This window comes from Leptospira ryugenii, from assembly GCF_003114855.1.
Classification (GTDB): Bacteria; Spirochaetota; Leptospiria; order Leptospirales; family Leptospiraceae; genus Leptospira_A; species Leptospira_A ryugenii.
On the sequence record NZ_BFBB01000008.1, the window covers coordinates 83,302 to 100,611 of the forward strand.

The window sequence follows — 17,310 nt, forward strand, 5'->3', positions numbered from 1 at the left end:
AAGAACCTTCTTTCTCGTCAATAATAATATCGAGACTCATTCTCAATATGTATTGACAAAATCTTATCTAACTGCCAAAACGGGCAAATGTTCATAAAATTTGCTTTGGTTTCCCTACTTTTCCTGAATATTTCGCTTTTTTCCGAAGGAAAAAGGCCAGAAAGGATCATCTCTTTGAATGGAGCCTTTACAGAAATCCTATTTTCCTTAGGATTGGGCCCAAAGGTAGTGGCTGTCGACACTTCCTCAACCTTTCCAGAAACAACGGCAAAAATCCAAAGGATAGGCTATATGCGGACTCTGTCTGCGGAAGGCATCCTGTCTTTAGAGCCAGATTTGGTCTTAGCGACCGATGCAGCCGGTCCTCCATCCACCATAGCACAAATCAAGGCTACCACAGTCCAGATGGGCATTTGGACTGAGAATTTCCAAATGGAGGAAGCGGAAAGGAAGATTCGGTATGTAGCCAGATGGACCCAAACGGAAAAGCAGGCAGAGGCTTTGCTTAAGGAATTACAAAAGAACCTCTCTTCCTTCCAGAGACCAGTTCTTTCCAGGCCGATCAAAGTGCTCTTCCTCTATGCGAGAGGACCGAACCAATTGTACGTATCCGGGAAGGATACAGCTGCAGATGCGATGATAAGTTTATCGGGAGCAAAGAATGCCGTGGATGGTTTTTCTGATTATAAAATCTTAAGTACGGAAGCATTGGTCTCCGCCAATCCTGATATCATCCTTTTAGGTTCCCATACGGCTTCGTTATTCGGAAATCTCGATTCTCTCTGGGACATCAGTGGGATCAAACTCACAAGAGCTGGAAAAGAGAAAAATTACATCATAATGGATGATCTAATGCTCCTTGGCTTTGGTCCAAGACTTCCGACCGCTTTAAAAGTGTTAGCTGAAAAATGGAAATCCTTAGATTAAAAAAACCCCTGTTTTTGATTTTGTTTCTGTTTGGATTGGTTTTGGTAAGTATACCCATCTTTTCTTTGTTTGGTGCTATAAAGATTGACCCAATCAGAATTTGGACTGGGCTAAGTGATATGGAAGAACAAGTTTTTTTCCATATCCGCCTCCCCAGAATTCTCTTAGCAGTTTTATTAGGAGGCTCCTTGGCTTGGTCAGGTGCTGTCATCCAAGGACTCTTTCGTAATCCAATCGTGGATCCAGGATTGATGGGGATTACCGCTGGTTCCGCTCTGTTTGCAGGCATAGGAATCGTTTTTAGTAACTTTTTCAAGGAATATGATCCCATTTGGTTTAATATTGGCTTCTCTTTTTTAGGAGGAATGAGCACTTGTTATTTGATTTTCAGAACTGCAAAGAGAAATGGGAAAACGGAGATTTTTGACCTATTGCTTATTGGTATAGCTGTAAATGCGATATGTTATTCAGGACTTGGATTTTTAAACTACATAGCAAATGATTCCCAGATCCGCGCCCTATCTTATTGGAATTTGGGTTCGGTATCGGGAGCAAATTGGAATCAAATTCAACTCTTTTCATTTTTTTTAATCCTTCCGATCGCAATGAGCTACTTCATCGCAAAGCCTTTAAATGTTTATTGCTTAGGAGAGAACCAGGCAGAACACCTGGGAGTCTCTACGGAAACACTCAAAGTAGTGTCTATCTTTCTTGTGTCTTTAACAGTGGGGGCATCAGTATCATTGGCAGGTAGCATTGGATTTGTTGGATTGGTTATCCCTCATTTCATCCGTTTGCTCATTGGCCAAGACCATCATTTTTTATTACCTGCCTCTTATCTATTGGGTGGTTTTTTCCTCGCATTGGGGGATACATTTGGTAGGACAATTTTAGTTCCAAGCGAAGTCCCTGTGGGAATCATCACAGCTTTATTAGGCTCTCCATTTTTTATCTATATGTTAAAAATCAAGAGAGGTCAGATTTAAATGATAGAAGTACAAAATGTATCATATTCAATTCGAAATAAAAAAATCCTAAAAAATATTCATTTAGAAATTAAACTAGGAGAAGTACATGTACTACTGGGAAAAAATGGTGCGGGGAAGACTAGTCTATTTAAATTGTTATGTGGTGACATTCCGCTCACCGAAGGTAAAATTCTATTCAATAGGACTGATTTAAAGAAATACCGCAAACTTGATTTATCTCGTATGCGCTCTGTTATGACTCAAGAATTTGATCTCAACTTTCCTTTTAGTGTCGAAGAGATTGTAGAATTGGGAAGATATCCTTTTCCGAACCAAAGAGAAACAACCAAACAAATAGTTTTAGAAACCCTTGCAATCACGGACTTACTGCACATGAGATCCAGGGCCTACTCTAGCCTTTCGGGAGGCGAGAAACAAAGAAACCAATATGCTAGAGTATTGGCCCAAGTTTGGGATGATCAAAATAAATTTATCTTTTTAGATGAACCGATTTCCAATATGGATCTGCCAAATCAAGTCAAAACATTGGAATTATCAAAACATATGGCCGATAAAGGCTATGGTGTCTTTTTAATATTGCATGACTTAAATTTAGCATTCCAATATGCAGACCGCATTAGTTTATTAAAGAATGGATATATAGTTAGATCAGACGAGGTTCTCTCTTGTTTGGATGAGACACTTTTGAGTGAAGTCTATGACTTACCTTTGAAAATCATTCAAAGTGAAAATCAGGCTTATATTATTCCCACAAATTTACACAAGGAAAAAAGGTATGAATACAGCCCTTGCTGAATCTTGGCAAAAGTTAAAAAAAGAAGCTCCCAATGTAAGAATTCGTGACGCTGCCGCAAGTTTAGGGGTCAGCGAACTAGAACTTCTAGCAACTCGAATTGGGACTGGCGTCAGTCCTTTGAAAGAAAATTGGACCGAGTTTTTAATCAAATGCCCGTCCTTGGGAAGAGTAATGGCATTAACGCGAAATGATTTTTGTGTTCATGAGAGAAAAGGTTCTTTTGAACATGTATCCGTTCATGGAAAGATGGGTCTCGTAACAGGACCAGAGATTGACCTACGTATATTTCTGAACCAATGGCGTTATGGTTTCTTTGTAGAAGATACTTCAGAGGAAAGAATTTTATATAGCGTTCAGTTTTTCGACGGCTCGGGAGAAGCAGTCTTTAAATTGTACGCCACAGAAGAAAGTGACCTTGCATCTTTTTTGCGATTAAAGAACGATTTACAAAAGTTAGATGGAATTAGTCAATTGAATCTAGAGCCAAAGATAAAGGAACAGAGTCCGGTAAAACCACAATTGGACAAAAGCACTAGAGTTCGATTTTTAGAGTCATGGTCGAATTTAAAGGACACTCATGATTTTTTTACTCTCTTGAATGAGTTCAATGTGGAAAGGATGGATGCCTTAGAAATCGCAAACGGAAGATTCACCTCCCCTTGGGAGTGGAAACAATTTGAATCACTATTGAAACTGTGTGTGAAGGAAGGATTGGAAATTATGGTTTTTGTAGGTAGCAAGGGTGTTATTCAAATCCATACAGGTTTGGTAGAGACACTCGAAGAAAGAGGTCCATGGTTCAATATTTTGGACAAAGACTTCAATCTCCATCTAAGAAAAGATTTTGTATCTCACATTTGGTTCGTCAACAAACCGACACTAGACGGAACCGTCTCTTCTTTAGAGCTGTTTTCAGAAAACGGAGAATTGATACTACAGTGCTTTGGAAAGAGAAAACCAGGCCAGCCTCAATCTAAACTTTGGGAAAAGTTGATAGACCTTTGCCAACCAAAGGATTAATCTCTTGGTTCAAAAAAAGCTAAGTTTTCTGGACCTTCATAAATGACAATGCGGAGGATTTTGCCTCCTGTCTTTATGACTTCCCCTTTTAGGCCCGCATAAAACCATCTTGCCACATTTTCCGAGGTAGGATTTACCCCTTGGAAATCTTTGTGCTCATTGATCAAGATGTGGTCTATGCTGTGGACAAGCTCTTGGAGACGCGTTTTGGCGGTCAGGAAGTCGTAACTTATGCTATCTTTCCGAAGGCTACCATCCCCAGTCAGAAAAACCTCTACTTTCCAGGAGTGGCCGTGGATGGGTTCATCCGATCCGTCAGGGAAATAATCATACAAAAAGTGTGCTGACTCAAATCTACCCTCAATTCGGATATAAAAATTACCAGATTCTTCCAGAAACATTCCATTGACGAATAAGTCTTCCGTCTATTATTTGTATAGTTAATTTCCTTCCGAGGTGAATTGAGATGTCCGAAGTTACAAAACCACGCTTTTTTAAAGAAATGACGGTTGGCGAAGCGATCGCCTTGCACCCTGAAGCGGGTCTCGTTTTTTCGAGCTACCATTTGGGTGGATGCTCCCACTGTTCCATCAATGAGGTGGAAACCATAGAGCAAGTATGCATGGGGTACGGAGTTGAAGTGGAGACTCTTGTGGATTCTCTCAACAACCTCTTTGCCGAAGACTAAACCAAATCCAAAAACCCACGCTTAGATTTAGTGATCGGACTATATCTAAGCTAAGGCTCCTCCACAACTAGATCCAGCTCCTGCGGTGCAGCCATAGCAGTGGTTTGCAAGCCTTATCTCGCGATTTAAAAACAGATCCCAATCAAAATCTTTGATAGTTTTCACAGGCCGGCTTGGCAATTCCAACATCTGATTGAAATCACAATCATAAACAGTACCATCATAACCTACAGATATTTGATGACGACACATCAGACCGTTCAAAGTGTTCGGATTAAATGCCTGTGATAGTGTTTCCATATACTGTAAATATTTGCCATTTTTCACCAAGGCTGCTAGGAAACGATTGATTGGTAAGTTGTTAATTGCGAATAGATTGTGAAAGAAAACACCATACTCTGTAGATAAATGCTCTTTAAATTCCTTTTCCAAAGAATTTTGGTCACCACTTAGGAAAAGACCCACAGGATTGTAGACCAAATGAAAAGGCAGATCCTTTCCATAGCCAAACCTATTGAGCAATTTCATAGCTTGGATAGATTTTTCAAATACCCCATCACCTCTTTGTTTGTCGGTAAATGATTTGCTATAAAATGGGAGTGAAGAATAGATGCTGACTTTTTTTTCCGCAAGAAATTCTGCTAAATCTTCATAACCTGATTCAAGCAAAATCGTAAGATTACAGCGATCAATGATTTCAACATTTAATTTGCTAAGCTCAGTTACTAAGTAGCGAAAATGTGGATTTCCTTCTGGCGCACCACCTGTAATATCCACAATTTGAATATTCGGATGTTTGCGAATGATTTCCAAACACAAATCAATTGTTTCTAAACTCATCAATTCTGTTCGGATGGGAGAAGCATCTACATGGCAATGTTTGCATGCCTGGTTACACCATTTTCCAATATTCATTTGAAAAGTCGCGACGCTCAAACCAGTTATGGTTTGGCCTTCTTGCCAAACACGTTTTTCAAACGAGTGAGGGAAGGATTCCAGTACAGATAATTGTTCTTTTACTAACATTATTTAAAGGCTGAGTTCATCCAATTTATTGTTCATTTGTAGGCTATGGACTAAACTTATACCTGCTGCCATAGCAGCTGCTACGTGAACAGCTTCATTCATCTGAGCTTCATCTGCACCTTTTTGTAAGCATGTTGTCGTGTAAGCATCAATGCAATAGGGACATTTTAAGGCATGCGATACGGCAAGAGCGATCAGAGCTTTCTCTCTTTCTGAAAGGGCACCCGGACCCATAGCTGCATTGTAATAAGAAAAAAATTTGTCGGCTAAGTCTTTATTGGTTCGACCTATTTCGGAAAATCTTCCTAGATCGTTTGCATTATAATAATGGTTGGGTTCCGCCACTTTCCACTCCTATAGAATAAAACAATGTTCTTGTTTTATAGCTAAATCCAGTGCATGGATCAGGAGAAGAGGGTCAATAGAATTTTAAATGAATGTAGTCCTTACGATTGCGGAGACTTTTCCGAAGAAGAATCAACCAATTTATGCTACATACTTGTGCAGGATCTTAATGAATCCCGCATCGCCCCACCTAGGTAACAAAGTTTGGTCTGCGTTTTTCAATGAGAGATAGAAAACCTTCCTGGCCATCTCGTGAAAGTATAGTCCGTACAAAGAGTTCGATATCTTCTTCGGTAACTGTATGCATCGCAGTCCGATAGTAACTCCTCTGGGCAGTCTTCATTCCCCTTGCCGAATTGTAGGTGAGTTTTGATAACTTTTCAGCTAATTTCATACCTTCACCAAACAGAGTTTCTGCGGGGTATACTTCATCGATTAAACCAATTTCCTTTGCCTCGGCTCCCTTTAACTGTTTTCCGAAAAAAAGCAAATCCCTTGTGTTCGTCGTACCGACTAAATCACGTAAGATCATCGTTGGTGCGGAAGGGAAATTGAGTCCAACGATAGCCTCTGAAAAACCAATCCTAGCTCCTTTATCGGCCATAAATCGATAGTCAGAATACAAGGCAAAGACAGCACCTGCTGCCATACAATGTCCATTGAGAACTGCGATGGTCGGCACTGGAAAATTAAAGTAAACGTTGGCACAACGTATGAGTAAGGTGACTGCAGCTCGGACTTCCGATTCAGATTTTCCGTACATCAATGTCGGTTCAATGCCATTGGAAAAGAATTGGCTTTGTGCGGATGTAAATAGCATCACCCGCAAGTTTTGGTTCTCTCCGTGCTTCAAAAGTAGCGATTCAAATGCCTGGAAAGTTTCGTAACTAAACGTGTTTTTTTCATTTGACTGCATCTTGATTTCCAAGATGCGGTCCCCATGAAAGATCTCTAAAAAATCTGACATTAGCTATTTTTATAAAGATCCAGAATACGGTCTTTGTACTTTTCGGTGATAACATGGCGCTTCATCTTCATCAGGTTTGTCAACTCATCACCGACTTCAAAAGGTTTTGTTACCAGTAGCACATACTGTACTTGTTCGAAGTTTTTAAAACCAGTTTTGACACTATTGTAATTTCGGACCTCTTTTTTGTAGAAGTCTATTACCTTTGCATTTGCAATCAACTTGTCAGGATTTTTTTCCGAGATGCCATTGTCAGCCGCCCAAGCACTGAGCGCATCAAAATCAGGAACAACGATCGCACCAAGTACCTTTTGATCCTGGCCAACTACCATAGATTGACGTATAAATGGTGATTCATCAATTTTATTCTCAATTGGAACTGGCTCTACGTTTTCGCCACCTAATAATACGATAGTGTCTTTCGCACGACCCGTCAGTGTGAGAGTTTTCTTAAAATTGATCATTCCGATGTCGCCTGTGTTCATCCAATCGTTAACGATTGTTTTGGCAGTGGTTTCAGGATTTTTATAATACCCTTTCATCACTTGCGGCCCCTTGATATGAACAACACCTTTGACACCCATCTTACCGGAGAGAATGTTCTTTTTGTCATCGATATGACAGAGCACATGGCCAGCGTCATCACGGATTTGTACTTCAGAAAGCGGGACGATATCGCCTACAGAACCCATAATTGGACGGTCAAAGGTTCTAGCAGAAATGACTGGGCCTGTTTCTGTCATACCGTATCCTTCCAAAACCGTAATGCCAATGTCCATAAAGAAAGCATCCACGTGCTTTTGTAAAGCGCCACCACCTGAGAGAGTCGCACGTAAATGGCCTCCCGTTGCTTGGCGGATCTTTGAGAGGACAACTTTATCAAGTGTGTAGCTGTTGAATAATACACCCAAACCAGAAATTACATAGGCTAAGGTAGATAAGGAGGATCCTTGCTCTGCCAAGTAAATCCCCAAACCACCAGCGATTAAGGTAACCACGAAGGGAGCAGTGAGTAGCAGTTTTAAGAGAGCCAAAACGCCTAAACCAAGAGATTGGAAAATGTTTCTGCCTTCATAGTCTACTTCCCAGCCTCGCAGGAATCGGATCGAGGCATGGTAATGCTTTGAAAAGAAATAGGCTATATTGAATAGAGCCTTTCGCACTGGCGGAGTTTGTTTAGGGTCATTGATCCGTGTGTAGATACCATTATAGATACTTTCCCAGACGCGAGGAGCAGAAGCCATAAAGGTTGGTCTTGCTTTTTGGATATCATTGCGTAACTCTGTGACCTTTGTGTAGTATGTTGAACCGCCGTTTATGATGGCAAAGTATTCAACGACTCTTTCAAAGATATGCCAGATCGGGAGGATGGAAAGCATTCTATCATCAGGGCTGACCTTTGCAACTCTTGGCACAACATAATGCATCTGGTGGATCATATTGGAGTGCATGAGCATCACCCCTTTCGGCATACCGGTTGTTCCAGATGTATAAATCAATGTGTACAGATCGTCCGGTTTGATATCACTGATACGCTTTTCTGTTTCTTTTTTGCCTTTCGCTCTCAGCTTACGTCCATGCTCTAAAAGGTCATGGAACTTTTCGATACCAGAACCTGATTTCAATTTGGACTCTTTGTCCATGATGATAATCGTTTTTACACCTTTGATCTGGCTTTTGTTGGCTTTGTATTTTTCATAGACCTTGTCGTTTTCTATGAATACAACTTTTGCGCCAGAGTGGCTCAGGATGTATACGATCTCTGAATCCGTGATATCTGAACCTCGAGGAACATTTGCCGCACCTGCAAGGATCACAGCACAATCTGAGATGATCCACTCCACCCTGTTGTCAGCAAGAACAGCTACATTTTCTCTCGCCTTTACACCCATGTCGATAAGGGCTTCTGCTAAGGCTAGGCCATCTTGGTAGAGTTGGGAATACGTTAGGGGCTCGTAATTTTTAGCGGCATTTTTATAGAAAAATGCTGGGCGCGGACCGAATTTCTCCGCTGATTCTTTGTATACTTCTGCTAGGTTATTTGCCATATCTCTCCATCTGAAAAAGCGGACTTTAGACTAGCCCACTCTTCCCGATGGTCAAGAGAATTTTAAATCAATCCCAGGTGAAATTGGATTGTTGGTGTGCTTTTTTGAGATGTCGTTTTCTGATTTCGGTGAGTTTGCCCATCTGCTTTTGGTCTAGCAAATTCCTTGCTCGCAACCCGAGTTGGGGGAAAAGAGACTCGTCTTGTACGTTTGAGAAAAAACGGTCTTTGTTTAGAAAGGAACTCTTAAGTTCCGTATCGAGATCTTCGTAAAATTCCATGTCAGCCTCCGTGCCTTCTGGTTGGTGGGTGGTATATCTTTGTAGGCTACCGTCATCCATGACAGTGAATCCTACTCCCAATACTCTTATCGCTGGAAAAAGAAAAACCTGAAGTAAAAAAAATCGCTTGTACTTTTTTTTTTTGCGATTTTTTTGGTACTGTTTTATGACGATTCGAATGGTAAATTCTACTGGAAAACGAAGCGGAAGGTTCGTTGCATATGAATACGGTGAGGATTTATTTGGCACTATTTATTTGGATAAGTTTTCCGGACGTGAGAAGGGGAAATTGATCGATAAATGGAGATTACATGATTTCGGGAGTCTAATTCGTGTTCTAGATACAGAAATTTCAAGGAGAGAAGACGAAAATTACGAACGCCCCTACTCATATTGACAGACCCGAACAGTTTCTCTCTGCCTATTCAAAAAAGATTGATTCCTTACGTTCCCGAAAGTTAAAATCTCTACAAACCCTGTCTCTCATCCGCCTCTTTGCTTTTTTTTGGCTCCCTAGCCAATTTTCCGTCTTTTATTTTTTGAAGTTTGAATGGTATCTATATTCCACTCTCCTTCTCCCTCTGGGTCTCTTCATTGTTTTAGTCAAATTGTACCGAAAGAAAAAGCAATTTGCCAATCAAATCAAACTTACCCATCAATTCGTCAAACGCGAATTAGCCAGAAAACGATTGGAGCTGAAGGCTTTGGGTGGAAGAGAGGTTTGGGAGTACCCGGAAGAAATCCGTAATCACCCTTTAAGTGTAGACCTTGACCTATGCAAGAAAACGGGTCTCGTGCCTTTTTTGGATGTGACCATCTCCTCCCAAGGCTTTGATCGATTTCTGAAAAAACTCTTACAGATCGAACCTTTCGAGGGAAACCTACTCCAAAAGAAGGTAAAGTCATACCTTGGCGATGGTCGCTTTTTATTTCAGATCTTACGAAAATCCATCATCCCAGGTGAAGAAAATTCAAAATTGGATTTGGGACCTTTGGATGCCAAAGAATCCTTTTGGAAAAAACACCCTTGGATGCGCTACTTCTTTCCTGTGTTAGGTGTTTTTACTCCTATTTATCTACTCTTGTCTTCTATCTTTTCTCTTCCCTTTGTCCCACTACTTCTCTTTGTGAATGCGATGATATTCCTTCGCCATCGAAAGGAAAGTTTAGGATATTGGAACGAAATAGAACGAATAGGTAGTATTGCCTCCAATGTATCCTATGCATGGATCCGAATGTTTCCAAAAGCGAGACAAAAAACCAAACGTATGTGTGTTGAACTTACACAATTGAAGAATGATAAAGAGTGGATTGTCTCAATCCTTCCTCATTTTTTATTGAATGTTATCTTTCTTTGGGATTTTTGGAAGATTCGTAGATTCCAAAAATGGTATGATGAGAATGCCCAACACTGGTCCGAAATGAGAAACCAATGGATAGAGTTGGAATCCAATTTACCAGCCGCACAATTTGCCTACCTTAATCCTGAGTACGAATTTCCCATTTGGAATTCATCGGCTCAACTGTCTGCAGATTCAATTGTCCATCCTCTTATTCCATTTTCTATGAGAGTGATAAATCCAGTGCATTCCATTCAACAATCTGATCTTGTGATCATTACTGGTTCCAATATGTCAGGAAAAACGACTTACCTAAGAACCATTGCCGTTAATTTAATGTTAGCTGGAATTGGTGCGCCTTGTTCTGGAAAAAATGTGCAACTCCCAGCTGTAAAAATACATACTTTGATTCGCTCTCAAGATTCTTTAGAAGATGGAATCTCCTTTTTCTATTCGGAAGTAAGACGACTCGCGAGCATTCTAAATGCCAAGGATGACCAAAATCTAGTACCGATACTATTCTTTGATGAAATCTTAAAAGGAACCAATTCTAAAGAAAGAAAAATCGCAACAGAAGAAATTCTACTACTCCTGAGAAAGAAAGGAGCTATTGTCTTTGTCACAACCCATGATCTTGATTTGGCTTCCCTACAGGATGCAAAGCTATTTCATTTTACAGAATTGGAAGAGAATGGAGAAATGAAATTTGATTACCAGATTCGTTTGGGAATTTCTCAATCTACAAATGCACTTAGGATCCTCCAAAAAGAAGGGATTCCCATTTCCAAATTGAGCTAACGTTTCTCATTCTCCGTGTTTTTTGGTTCATTGAAAAATCCAGAAATACTAGAACGAAATTGGTTCCATCCATTTTGAACTGTCTCCGTCACATTGCTGACTGCTTTGTCTACGTATTCTGAAAGAGCAGAGCCTGCAATCCCACCAACTGTCGCACCTGCTGGCCCTGCCAGTAAAATCGTTCCCGCGTAGATAGACCCTAACCAAATGGGATCAATGTATGGGGAATTAACAGCGTAGGTTCCCTTGTAAATAATAGGCAGCTTTAGAACTCTGCCCGTAATTCCTGGCAAAGCGATGGTAAATTTCATATCGATCTTTTTATCTAAATCAATCGATCCAGCACCCTTACCGGACAATCCGTCCGCTTGCAATAGGAAATTATCAAACTGAAATTTTCTATCGGAATACTTTAAGTTCATGGTAATTTTTTTGTACGGTGTGGATCGAGTGAAATCTATCTTTTTCAAAGAGATCAAACTGCCGATCGAACTGATTGGCTTAAGAATGTTTGTATAACTCAAAAGTTCACCATCATTTGCTTCAAATTTTCCATCAATCTTCAATGATCGAATGATCTCCTCCTCCGAATCTCCAAGAGCATTCAATTGAAAATTTGATTCGAGAGTGCCATTTATGGGAGCATTTCCAAATTGATGGCTAAGCAATTTTTCTAGGGAAATTTTTTCCGCAGTTCCTGTGAGATCCAGATGAGGTTGTGAGCCCCACACAAAACTTCCTTTGGCATCCAATACTCCTCCATACAAATCTAAATGGAGTTTTTTAATCGACATTTGGCTTTTTTGGTATTGCAAATGGAAATTCAAATGGTCTGCAAAAACCCCTCGGAGATTGGCACGACTCAAATTGAAATGTAAATTGACATTCATTCTATCTTTATACGCTGTATCTGGCATATCCCGAGTTAAAATTGATTTTTCCAAATCTGGATCTAAAAAGAGTCGAATGACATTGATCACAGTATCAGCATCAATATATTCTGATCTACCTTCGAACTGAATGGTGGGAGATAATGGAGGTTTATCAAATGTCACAAAACCAGAACCAAATATCTTTGCTCGACCCTTCCATTCCAAAAAGATGCGCTCAAAAGATAATTTTGTTGTTAAGTCATCGTAAGAGATGAGCACATTGATGAAAGCATCACCAAAAGGCCGATATCCTTTCCTTGCAAGATTTGTTAGGTGAGCGCCTTGGAAGTCTGCAGATACGGTATGAGTATCCCGTTTGTAAATGGGAACAATTGCATCTAATTTGGCATATTGAAGGTCTAAATATGGAAATATTACTGAGATGTCATAGAGATTCACTCCTGAAAAATCATCAAAATGAACATTTCCTTCAAAGCGTAGATCGTCAAACGTTAATTTGCCCCCCAAGAACTGAGCAAGTAAATTTATCTGAAATGGTTGCTCATTCAACTTTCCATAGTAGTAAAGCCCTATTTGGCTCTCTGTTTCATCTAAATCTATGTTTGTTTCATAATTGTAAAAAATGAGCTTACGATCGTACAATTTGTCCGTAAATTGAATCCTTACATTTCTTAATTTAAAAATTCTAGGAAAATCTTTAAATACCGAACCAAATAACAAATCTTCATCCGTCTCTTCAGCGTTCTGTATTGTGTTTGCGGAGACGGTTTCCTTGGTTAGCTTACTTGTAAATTGAGGAAAGGATTCATCTTTTTCTCTTTGTAGGTTGATGGAACCAGAACTTAAAATGACATCTCTTATCTCTAGTTTCTTTCCTATAAAAACACCAAAATACACATGGATTGTAAGTTCTTCCAATGTGATAAAGGTTTCCTTTTCTTTACTCACCTTTACTTGAGATAAGGCGATACCAGGATATGGAAATACGCGAGGTTCAAAATCGTTGTAATCAAAAACAAATCCTGTTTTGCTTTGGACTTGCTCAAGGATAAGATTTTTATAATAGTCAGGGTCGGAGACCAAAGGATACAGAAGGAAAAAAGATGATGTGGAAAAGATAACAATAGAGCCAAGAAATGCCTTTCCAATGTAAGACTTTAGTGTTTCACGGAAAGAACGACGCATGAGTTCTATTCTGATCTATGAATTGGAAAATGGCAAGAGACCATTCTTCCATCAGAAAGTTTTTTTTCTTCAGGAGCGATCGTTTTGCATTGGTTTTGGACGTTTGGACAGCGCGTTTGGAAATAGCATCCCGATGGTTTCTGTGTGAGACTGGGTATTTCTCCTACGAGTGCCTTCGGAAACTTGGTTCTTTGTTTGATGTCAAAACTCGCAGAAAAGAGTGCCTTTGTATAAGGGTGTGCAGGGTTTTCGGAAATTTGTTGTTTGCTTCCCATTTCAACAATTTTTCCTAAATACATAACGGCAATGTTATCGGAAATATGCTTAACGATATTCAAATCATGGGAAATGAAAAGGATTGATATCCCCAATTCATCTCTTAAGTCCAATAAATTATTGATTACTTGCGCTTGGGTCGAGATATCCAGAGCACTAACTGCTTCATCACAAACGACTAGTTCTGGACCGAGGATCAATGCTCGAGCGATAGCAATCCTTTGCCTCTGGCCGCCAGAAAACTCATGTGGATACCGTGAAAGAATCTCTGCTGGCAAATTTACTTTTTGGAGCGCATAAGCAGCTCTCTCTTTTTTTTCGGAAGCTGACATAGACCTATGGTGAACGTTTAAACCTTCGGTAATGATCTCCTCAATTGTCAAACGTGGATTGAGTGAAGAATAGGGATCTTGGAAAACCACTTGGATCTTCTTTCGGATCGCCAGCTTTTCTTTCTTGTTTAAAGAAGAAAGGTCTTGCTCTTGGTACAAGATTTCTCCCGATTTTATCTTCTGAAGTTGGAGGATAGCTCTACCAATTGTTGATTTGCCACAACCTGACTCACCAACCAAGCCTAGGATATGACGTGCAGGTATCTCAAAGGAGACAGATTCTACGGCTTTGAGTTCTGTCGATTGAAAAGAGAAAAGATTTGAGTTTTGATAAGATACGGAAAGATTTTTTACTTTTAACATTTACAAATCCTCTAGATGGCACTGAACGATATGTGAGGTGCTAAATGTTCGAAAAGGTGGATCTTGCCTTTTACAAATGTCCATCCTGACTCGACATCGATCAAAGAAATGGCAACCCTCTGGGTAATCCTTCGGACTAGGTACAATCCCATCTATCGTAAGCAAACGTTTCCCAAATGAATTGCTCGAAGGATAAGCTTCAATCAATGCTTTAGCATAGGGATGCAAAGTATGGTCAATCACATCATCCGTTTTCCCAAATTCTACGAGTTTACCAGCATACATCACACCGATTCTATCCGCCACATGTGAAACCAACCCAATATCATGAGAAATAAATAGAATGGACATACCTATCTCTCTTTTTAGCTCCAAAAGTAGCTCTATCAACTGAAGCTGAATGGTTACGTCTATAGCTGATGTTGGTTCGTCTGCTACCAAAAGTTTAGGATCGCACATCAATGCCATTGCAATGGATACCCTTTGTAACATCCCTCCTGAAAATTGATTGGGGTATTGATTCAATCTTTGTTTAACATCGGTAATCCCCACTTTTGTGAGAAGATATTCAGCTTTATCTAGGGCTTGTCTTTCATTGCCCAATCCATGATACAAGAAACCTTCTGTTAATTGGGCACCTATCTTATGCAAAGGATTTAAAGCGGAGAATGGTTCTTGAAAGATATAAGCGATTTCCTTTCCTCGAATCTTTCTCAATTCTCCTTCCGGCAATTTAAGTAAGTCTTTTCCCAAAAAAAGCACCTCACCTTTGGGGTACTCAGCGGTATTGGCTGGTAGTAGTCTTGTCAATGAAAGAGAGCTAATCGATTTTCCACAGCCCGACTCTCCAACTAACGCAAAGATTTCTCCCTTCTGGATAGCAAATGAAATACCTTCAATGATACCGACAGTACCATGTTCGGTGTGCAAACTTACCGAAAGATCGCGTACATCCAATAAATTATTTTCATTTGCTACGGTCATCTGTAGAGTACCTTTTCTTTTGGATCAAATGCATCTCGAAGGCCTTCACCGACAAAAGCAGCAAGTAAAATTGTCAAAAACAGAGCTGTCGAAGGAAAGGTGATTAGCCACCATGCGGTTAAACGCTCCCTACCTTGTCCAATCAGCTCTCCCCAAGAAGGATTGGGTGCAGGTATCCCGTAACCTAAAAAGTCCAAGGCTGACAGGATTGAAATTGCTGAGATCAAAATGAATGGTAAAAATGTCACTAATGGGGTAAGGGCATTTGGAAGTAAATGTTTGAATAGAATCGAAAATGAAGATGCCCCCATCGATCTTGCAGCATCAGTAAATGCAAGTGTCCTTAATTTCAAAAACTCACCTCGCATGTAATAACTCAGACCAATCCAGCTTAACACTCCATAGGTGATAAGAAGCACGGAAAAACTTCTTCCAAAAAATGCGCCCATGATCAAAATGAGATATAAAAATGGGATCGCTGATAATATTTCAATCAGCCTTTGTAAAACCAAATCCACTTTACCAACAAAATATCCTTGTATACCTCCAATAACGGAAGCTAGAAACAATTCAAGTATCACGAGGATGATGCTAAATGTCATAGCTAGCCGATACCCATAAATGATCCGAGTGAACACATCCCTACCCCGATCATCCGTCCCAAACCAATGTTTTGCATCTGGTTTGGTGGGAGGGCTCATACCCTCCTCTAAACTATCCAAATTATCCTCGTTCACCCCATAGGGTATGGGTGGAAATAAATAGAATGGATTTTTTTGAATAAACAGTGGATTTTTAACCAACTTTTTATAGTTAGGCTCTGTTGCTTCCTCAAGTCCGAAATCCGATGCTGGATAAAAGAAAAAAATGGGAAAGGACACACGATTATCTACAATCATCAAAATTGGCTTATTGTTTATAATGATTGGAGAAAATAACGATAAAAAATATGAATAAAAGAGAATTAGCAATGAGTAGTATGCCTTTTTATTCGCTTTAAATTTATTCCATTTTCTAACGTTTGCAGGATTGTTAAAGATTTTCATTCAAATTCTATCCTAGGATCAATCGCCACATAACATAAATCTGATATTATTTTTCCCAAAAGCCCTAACAAACTTTGAGCCAACAAAAGACCCATCATTAGGTCGGTATCCCGTTCTCTTACTGCTTCAAAACTAAGCAAACCCATTCCATCTATGTTGAATACTAACTCGATAAACAAAGATCCTGAAAATATCAATGTAAGATTGCTTCCAAATCCAGTTGCAATCGGAATTAAAGAGTTTCTGAGTGCATGGCGGTATATGGCATCGGAAAATGACAAACCTTTGCTGACGGCTGTTCGAACATATTCTTTTGCAATTTGGTCGAGTAGACTATTTTTCATTAATAAGGTCAAAATAGCAAAGGAACCAATCACATAACAAAGAACAGGTAGAAACATGTGGTTCATTCTATCAACGAATTTACCCCATGTACTCAGATCCTCATAATAATCAGATACTTCATGACCCAATGGAAAGATTGAAAATACTTCGCCGGAAGCGAAAAGGTATAAAAGCAACATTGCGAAAGCAAATACTGGCAAGGAATATGTGAAAAATATAAAGAAACTACTTAGAAAATCAAATAGGCTACCATCCTTTAAAGCCTTTCGAATCCCCAAAGGAATACAAATAAAGTAGGTTAAAAAAAAGCCTGAAAGCCCAAAAATTAAGGAGACTGGGAGTTTTTCATAAATCAACTCCGTGACTTTTCGAGAATGTAGCCTAGATTCACCTAGGTCAAAGGTTAGGATTTGTTTTAGCCAGTAAAGATACGCTATAGGAATGGGTTTATCTAGATGTAGACGTTTTTTGATTAACTCTATCTCTTCTTGGGAAATTTGTTTAGTAGAGGCGCCAGTCTGGTTAGCCGCTCCTTTTATTTTCGCAATTTCACTATCAAGTGGGCCACCTGGTGCTAAGTGGGAAATCAAAAATACTACAAAGGTAATACCGATAAGAGTTGGAATGATAAGCAAAAGTCTTTTTAAGAAGTATTTCCACAT

18 protein-coding genes are annotated in these 17,310 nt (G+C 39.7%); 7 read left to right on the forward strand and 11 right to left on the reverse strand.

Translation table 11 applies throughout. The features are described 5' to 3' along the window. The first annotated feature begins 87 nt into the window (after positions 1-87). From DI060_RS12980 to DI060_RS12995, 4 genes are read left to right on the forward strand one after another with little or no spacing between them, the layout of a single operon-like run. Positions 88-927, forward strand: coding sequence for a heme/hemin ABC transporter substrate-binding protein (locus DI060_RS12980; RefSeq protein ID WP_108977319.1), 840 nt, complete (start codon positions 88-90; stop codon positions 925-927). Next, on the forward strand, positions 909-1,913 hold the full coding sequence (locus DI060_RS12985; protein WP_108977321.1) for a FecCD family ABC transporter permease: 1,005 nt from the start codon (positions 909-911) through the stop codon (positions 1,911-1,913). Before DI060_RS12980 ends, DI060_RS12985 begins: the two co-directional genes overlap by 19 nt. Continuing rightward, the gene (locus DI060_RS12990) at positions 1,914-2,711 is read left to right on the forward strand and encodes a heme ABC transporter ATP-binding protein (protein WP_108977323.1); all 798 of its coding nucleotides are present in this window, start codon (positions 1,914-1,916) and stop codon (positions 2,709-2,711) included. Continuing rightward, positions 2,692-3,732, forward strand: coding sequence for a hemin-degrading factor (locus DI060_RS12995; protein WP_108977325.1), 1,041 nt, complete (start codon positions 2,692-2,694; stop codon positions 3,730-3,732). Before DI060_RS12990 ends, DI060_RS12995 begins: the two co-directional genes overlap by 20 nt. Here DI060_RS12995 and DI060_RS13000 read toward each other — a convergent pair. Further along, the gene (locus tag DI060_RS13000) at positions 3,729-4,133 is read right to left on the reverse strand and encodes a 6-pyruvoyl trahydropterin synthase family protein (RefSeq protein ID WP_108977327.1); all 405 of its coding nucleotides are present in this window, start codon (positions 4,131-4,133) and stop codon (positions 3,729-3,731) included. The genes DI060_RS12995 and DI060_RS13000 overlap by 4 nt on opposite strands. 65 nt (positions 4,134-4,198) lie before the next feature. Here DI060_RS13000 and DI060_RS13005 point away from each other — a divergent pair, with 65 nt between their 5' ends. Beyond that, positions 4,199-4,420 carry a DUF1858 domain-containing protein gene (locus DI060_RS13005; protein ID WP_108977329.1) on the forward strand — a complete coding sequence of 74 codons (222 nt, stop codon included), beginning with the start codon at positions 4,199-4,201 and terminating at the stop codon, positions 4,418-4,420. Between the two features lie 45 nt (positions 4,421-4,465). Here the strand turns inward: DI060_RS13005 and arsS are convergent, their stop codons facing one another. From arsS to DI060_RS19195, 5 genes are all read right to left on the reverse strand, one after another. Then, positions 4,466-5,446: an arsenosugar biosynthesis radical SAM (seleno)protein ArsS gene (arsS, locus tag DI060_RS13010; RefSeq protein WP_108977331.1), complete on the reverse strand. Its 981-nt coding sequence runs from the start codon at positions 5,444-5,446 to the stop codon at positions 4,466-4,468. Positions 5,447-5,449: 3 nt separating this feature from the next. Beyond that, positions 5,450-5,791, reverse strand: a complete 342-nt coding sequence (locus tag DI060_RS13015; RefSeq protein ID WP_108977333.1) for an arsenosugar biosynthesis-associated peroxidase-like protein — start codon at positions 5,789-5,791, stop codon at positions 5,450-5,452. Between the two features lie 190 nt (positions 5,792-5,981). Next, on the reverse strand, positions 5,982-6,758 hold the full coding sequence (locus DI060_RS13020; RefSeq protein ID WP_108977335.1) for an enoyl-CoA hydratase/isomerase family protein: 777 nt from the start codon (positions 6,756-6,758) through the stop codon (positions 5,982-5,984). Then, on the reverse strand, positions 6,758-8,806 hold the full coding sequence (locus DI060_RS13025) for an AMP-dependent synthetase/ligase (RefSeq protein WP_108977337.1): 2,049 nt from the start codon (positions 8,804-8,806) through the stop codon (positions 6,758-6,760). The genes DI060_RS13020 and DI060_RS13025 overlap by 1 nt, the downstream gene beginning before the upstream one ends. Positions 8,807-8,873: 67 nt before the next feature. After that, the gene (locus tag DI060_RS19195) at positions 8,874-9,335 is read right to left on the reverse strand and encodes a hypothetical protein (protein WP_244594480.1); all 462 of its coding nucleotides are present in this window, start codon (positions 9,333-9,335) and stop codon (positions 8,874-8,876) included. On the opposite strand from DI060_RS19195, the gene DI060_RS13035 reads away from it, so the two are divergent. Together DI060_RS13035 and DI060_RS13040 are read left to right on the forward strand one after the other, a co-directional pair. Then, positions 9,253-9,483 (forward strand): hypothetical protein, encoded by a 231-nt coding sequence (locus tag DI060_RS13035; protein WP_108978112.1) that lies wholly within the window; start codon positions 9,253-9,255, stop codon positions 9,481-9,483. The two genes, DI060_RS19195 and DI060_RS13035, sit on opposite strands and share 83 nt — an antisense overlap. A 142-nt stretch (positions 9,484-9,625) precedes the next feature. Beyond that, positions 9,626-11,224: a MutS-related protein gene (locus tag DI060_RS13040; protein WP_244594398.1), complete on the forward strand. Its 1,599-nt coding sequence runs from the start codon at positions 9,626-9,628 to the stop codon at positions 11,222-11,224. Here DI060_RS13040 and DI060_RS13045 read toward each other — a convergent pair. The 5 genes from DI060_RS13045 to DI060_RS13065 are packed head-to-tail and all read right to left on the reverse strand — an operon-like array spanning position 11,221 to position 17,310. Further along, entirely contained in the window at positions 11,221-13,302 is a 2,082-nt protein-coding gene (locus tag DI060_RS13045) for an AsmA family protein (protein WP_108977339.1), read from the reverse strand. The genes DI060_RS13040 and DI060_RS13045 overlap by 4 nt on opposite strands. 5 nt (positions 13,303-13,307) lie before the next feature. Beyond that, positions 13,308-14,273 carry an ABC transporter ATP-binding protein gene (locus tag DI060_RS13050; protein ID WP_108977341.1) on the reverse strand — a complete coding sequence of 322 codons (966 nt, stop codon included), beginning with the start codon at positions 14,271-14,273 and terminating at the stop codon, positions 13,308-13,310. Beyond that, positions 14,274-15,257 carry an ABC transporter ATP-binding protein gene (locus tag DI060_RS13055; RefSeq protein WP_108977343.1) on the reverse strand — a complete coding sequence of 328 codons (984 nt, stop codon included), beginning with the start codon at positions 15,255-15,257 and terminating at the stop codon, positions 14,274-14,276. Continuing rightward, positions 15,254-16,297 (reverse strand): ABC transporter permease subunit, encoded by a 1,044-nt coding sequence (locus DI060_RS13060; protein ID WP_439956931.1) that lies wholly within the window; start codon positions 16,295-16,297, stop codon positions 15,254-15,256. The genes DI060_RS13055 and DI060_RS13060 overlap by 4 nt, the downstream gene beginning before the upstream one ends. A 2-nt stretch (positions 16,298-16,299) precedes the next feature. After that, complete coding sequence (locus tag DI060_RS13065) at positions 16,300-17,310, reverse strand: ABC transporter permease subunit (RefSeq protein ID WP_108977347.1); 1,011 nt, start codon at positions 17,308-17,310, stop codon at positions 16,300-16,302.

What these genes read in the sequence shown, in the direction of transcription:
- DI060_RS12980 (WP_108977319.1), top strand. Translation starts at nt 88, where the DNA reads ATGTTCATAAAATTTGCTTTGGTTTCCCTACTTTTCCTGAATATTTCG.
- DI060_RS12985 (WP_108977321.1), top strand. Translation starts at nt 909, where the DNA reads ATGGAAATCCTTAGATTAAAAAAACCCCTGTTTTTGATTTTGTTTCTG.
- DI060_RS12990 (WP_108977323.1), top strand. Translation starts at nt 1,914, where the DNA reads ATGATAGAAGTACAAAATGTATCATATTCAATTCGAAATAAAAAAATC.
- DI060_RS12995 (WP_108977325.1), top strand. Translation starts at nt 2,692, where the DNA reads ATGAATACAGCCCTTGCTGAATCTTGGCAAAAGTTAAAAAAAGAAGCT.
- DI060_RS13000 (WP_108977327.1), bottom strand. Translation starts at nt 4,133, where the DNA reads ATGTTTCTGGAAGAATCTGGTAATTTTTATATCCGAATTGAGGGTAGA.
- DI060_RS13005 (WP_108977329.1), top strand. Translation starts at nt 4,199, where the DNA reads ATGTCCGAAGTTACAAAACCACGCTTTTTTAAAGAAATGACGGTTGGC.
- arsS (WP_108977331.1), bottom strand. Translation starts at nt 5,446, where the DNA reads ATGTTAGTAAAAGAACAATTATCTGTACTGGAATCCTTCCCTCACTCG.
- DI060_RS13020 (WP_108977335.1), bottom strand. Translation starts at nt 6,758, where the DNA reads ATGTCAGATTTTTTAGAGATCTTTCATGGGGACCGCATCTTGGAAATC.
- DI060_RS13025 (WP_108977337.1), bottom strand. Translation starts at nt 8,806, where the DNA reads ATGGCAAATAACCTAGCAGAAGTATACAAAGAATCAGCGGAGAAATTC.
- DI060_RS13035 (WP_108978112.1), top strand. Translation starts at nt 9,253, where the DNA reads ATGACGATTCGAATGGTAAATTCTACTGGAAAACGAAGCGGAAGGTTC.
- DI060_RS13045 (WP_108977339.1), bottom strand. Translation starts at nt 13,302, where the DNA reads ATGCGTCGTTCTTTCCGTGAAACACTAAAGTCTTACATTGGAAAGGCA.
- DI060_RS13050 (WP_108977341.1), bottom strand. Translation starts at nt 14,273, where the DNA reads ATGTTAAAAGTAAAAAATCTTTCCGTATCTTATCAAAACTCAAATCTT.
- DI060_RS13055 (WP_108977343.1), bottom strand. Translation starts at nt 15,257, where the DNA reads ATGACCGTAGCAAATGAAAATAATTTATTGGATGTACGCGATCTTTCG.
- DI060_RS13065 (WP_108977347.1), bottom strand. Translation starts at nt 17,310, where the DNA reads ATGTGGAAATACTTCTTAAAAAGACTTTTGCTTATCATTCCAACTCTT.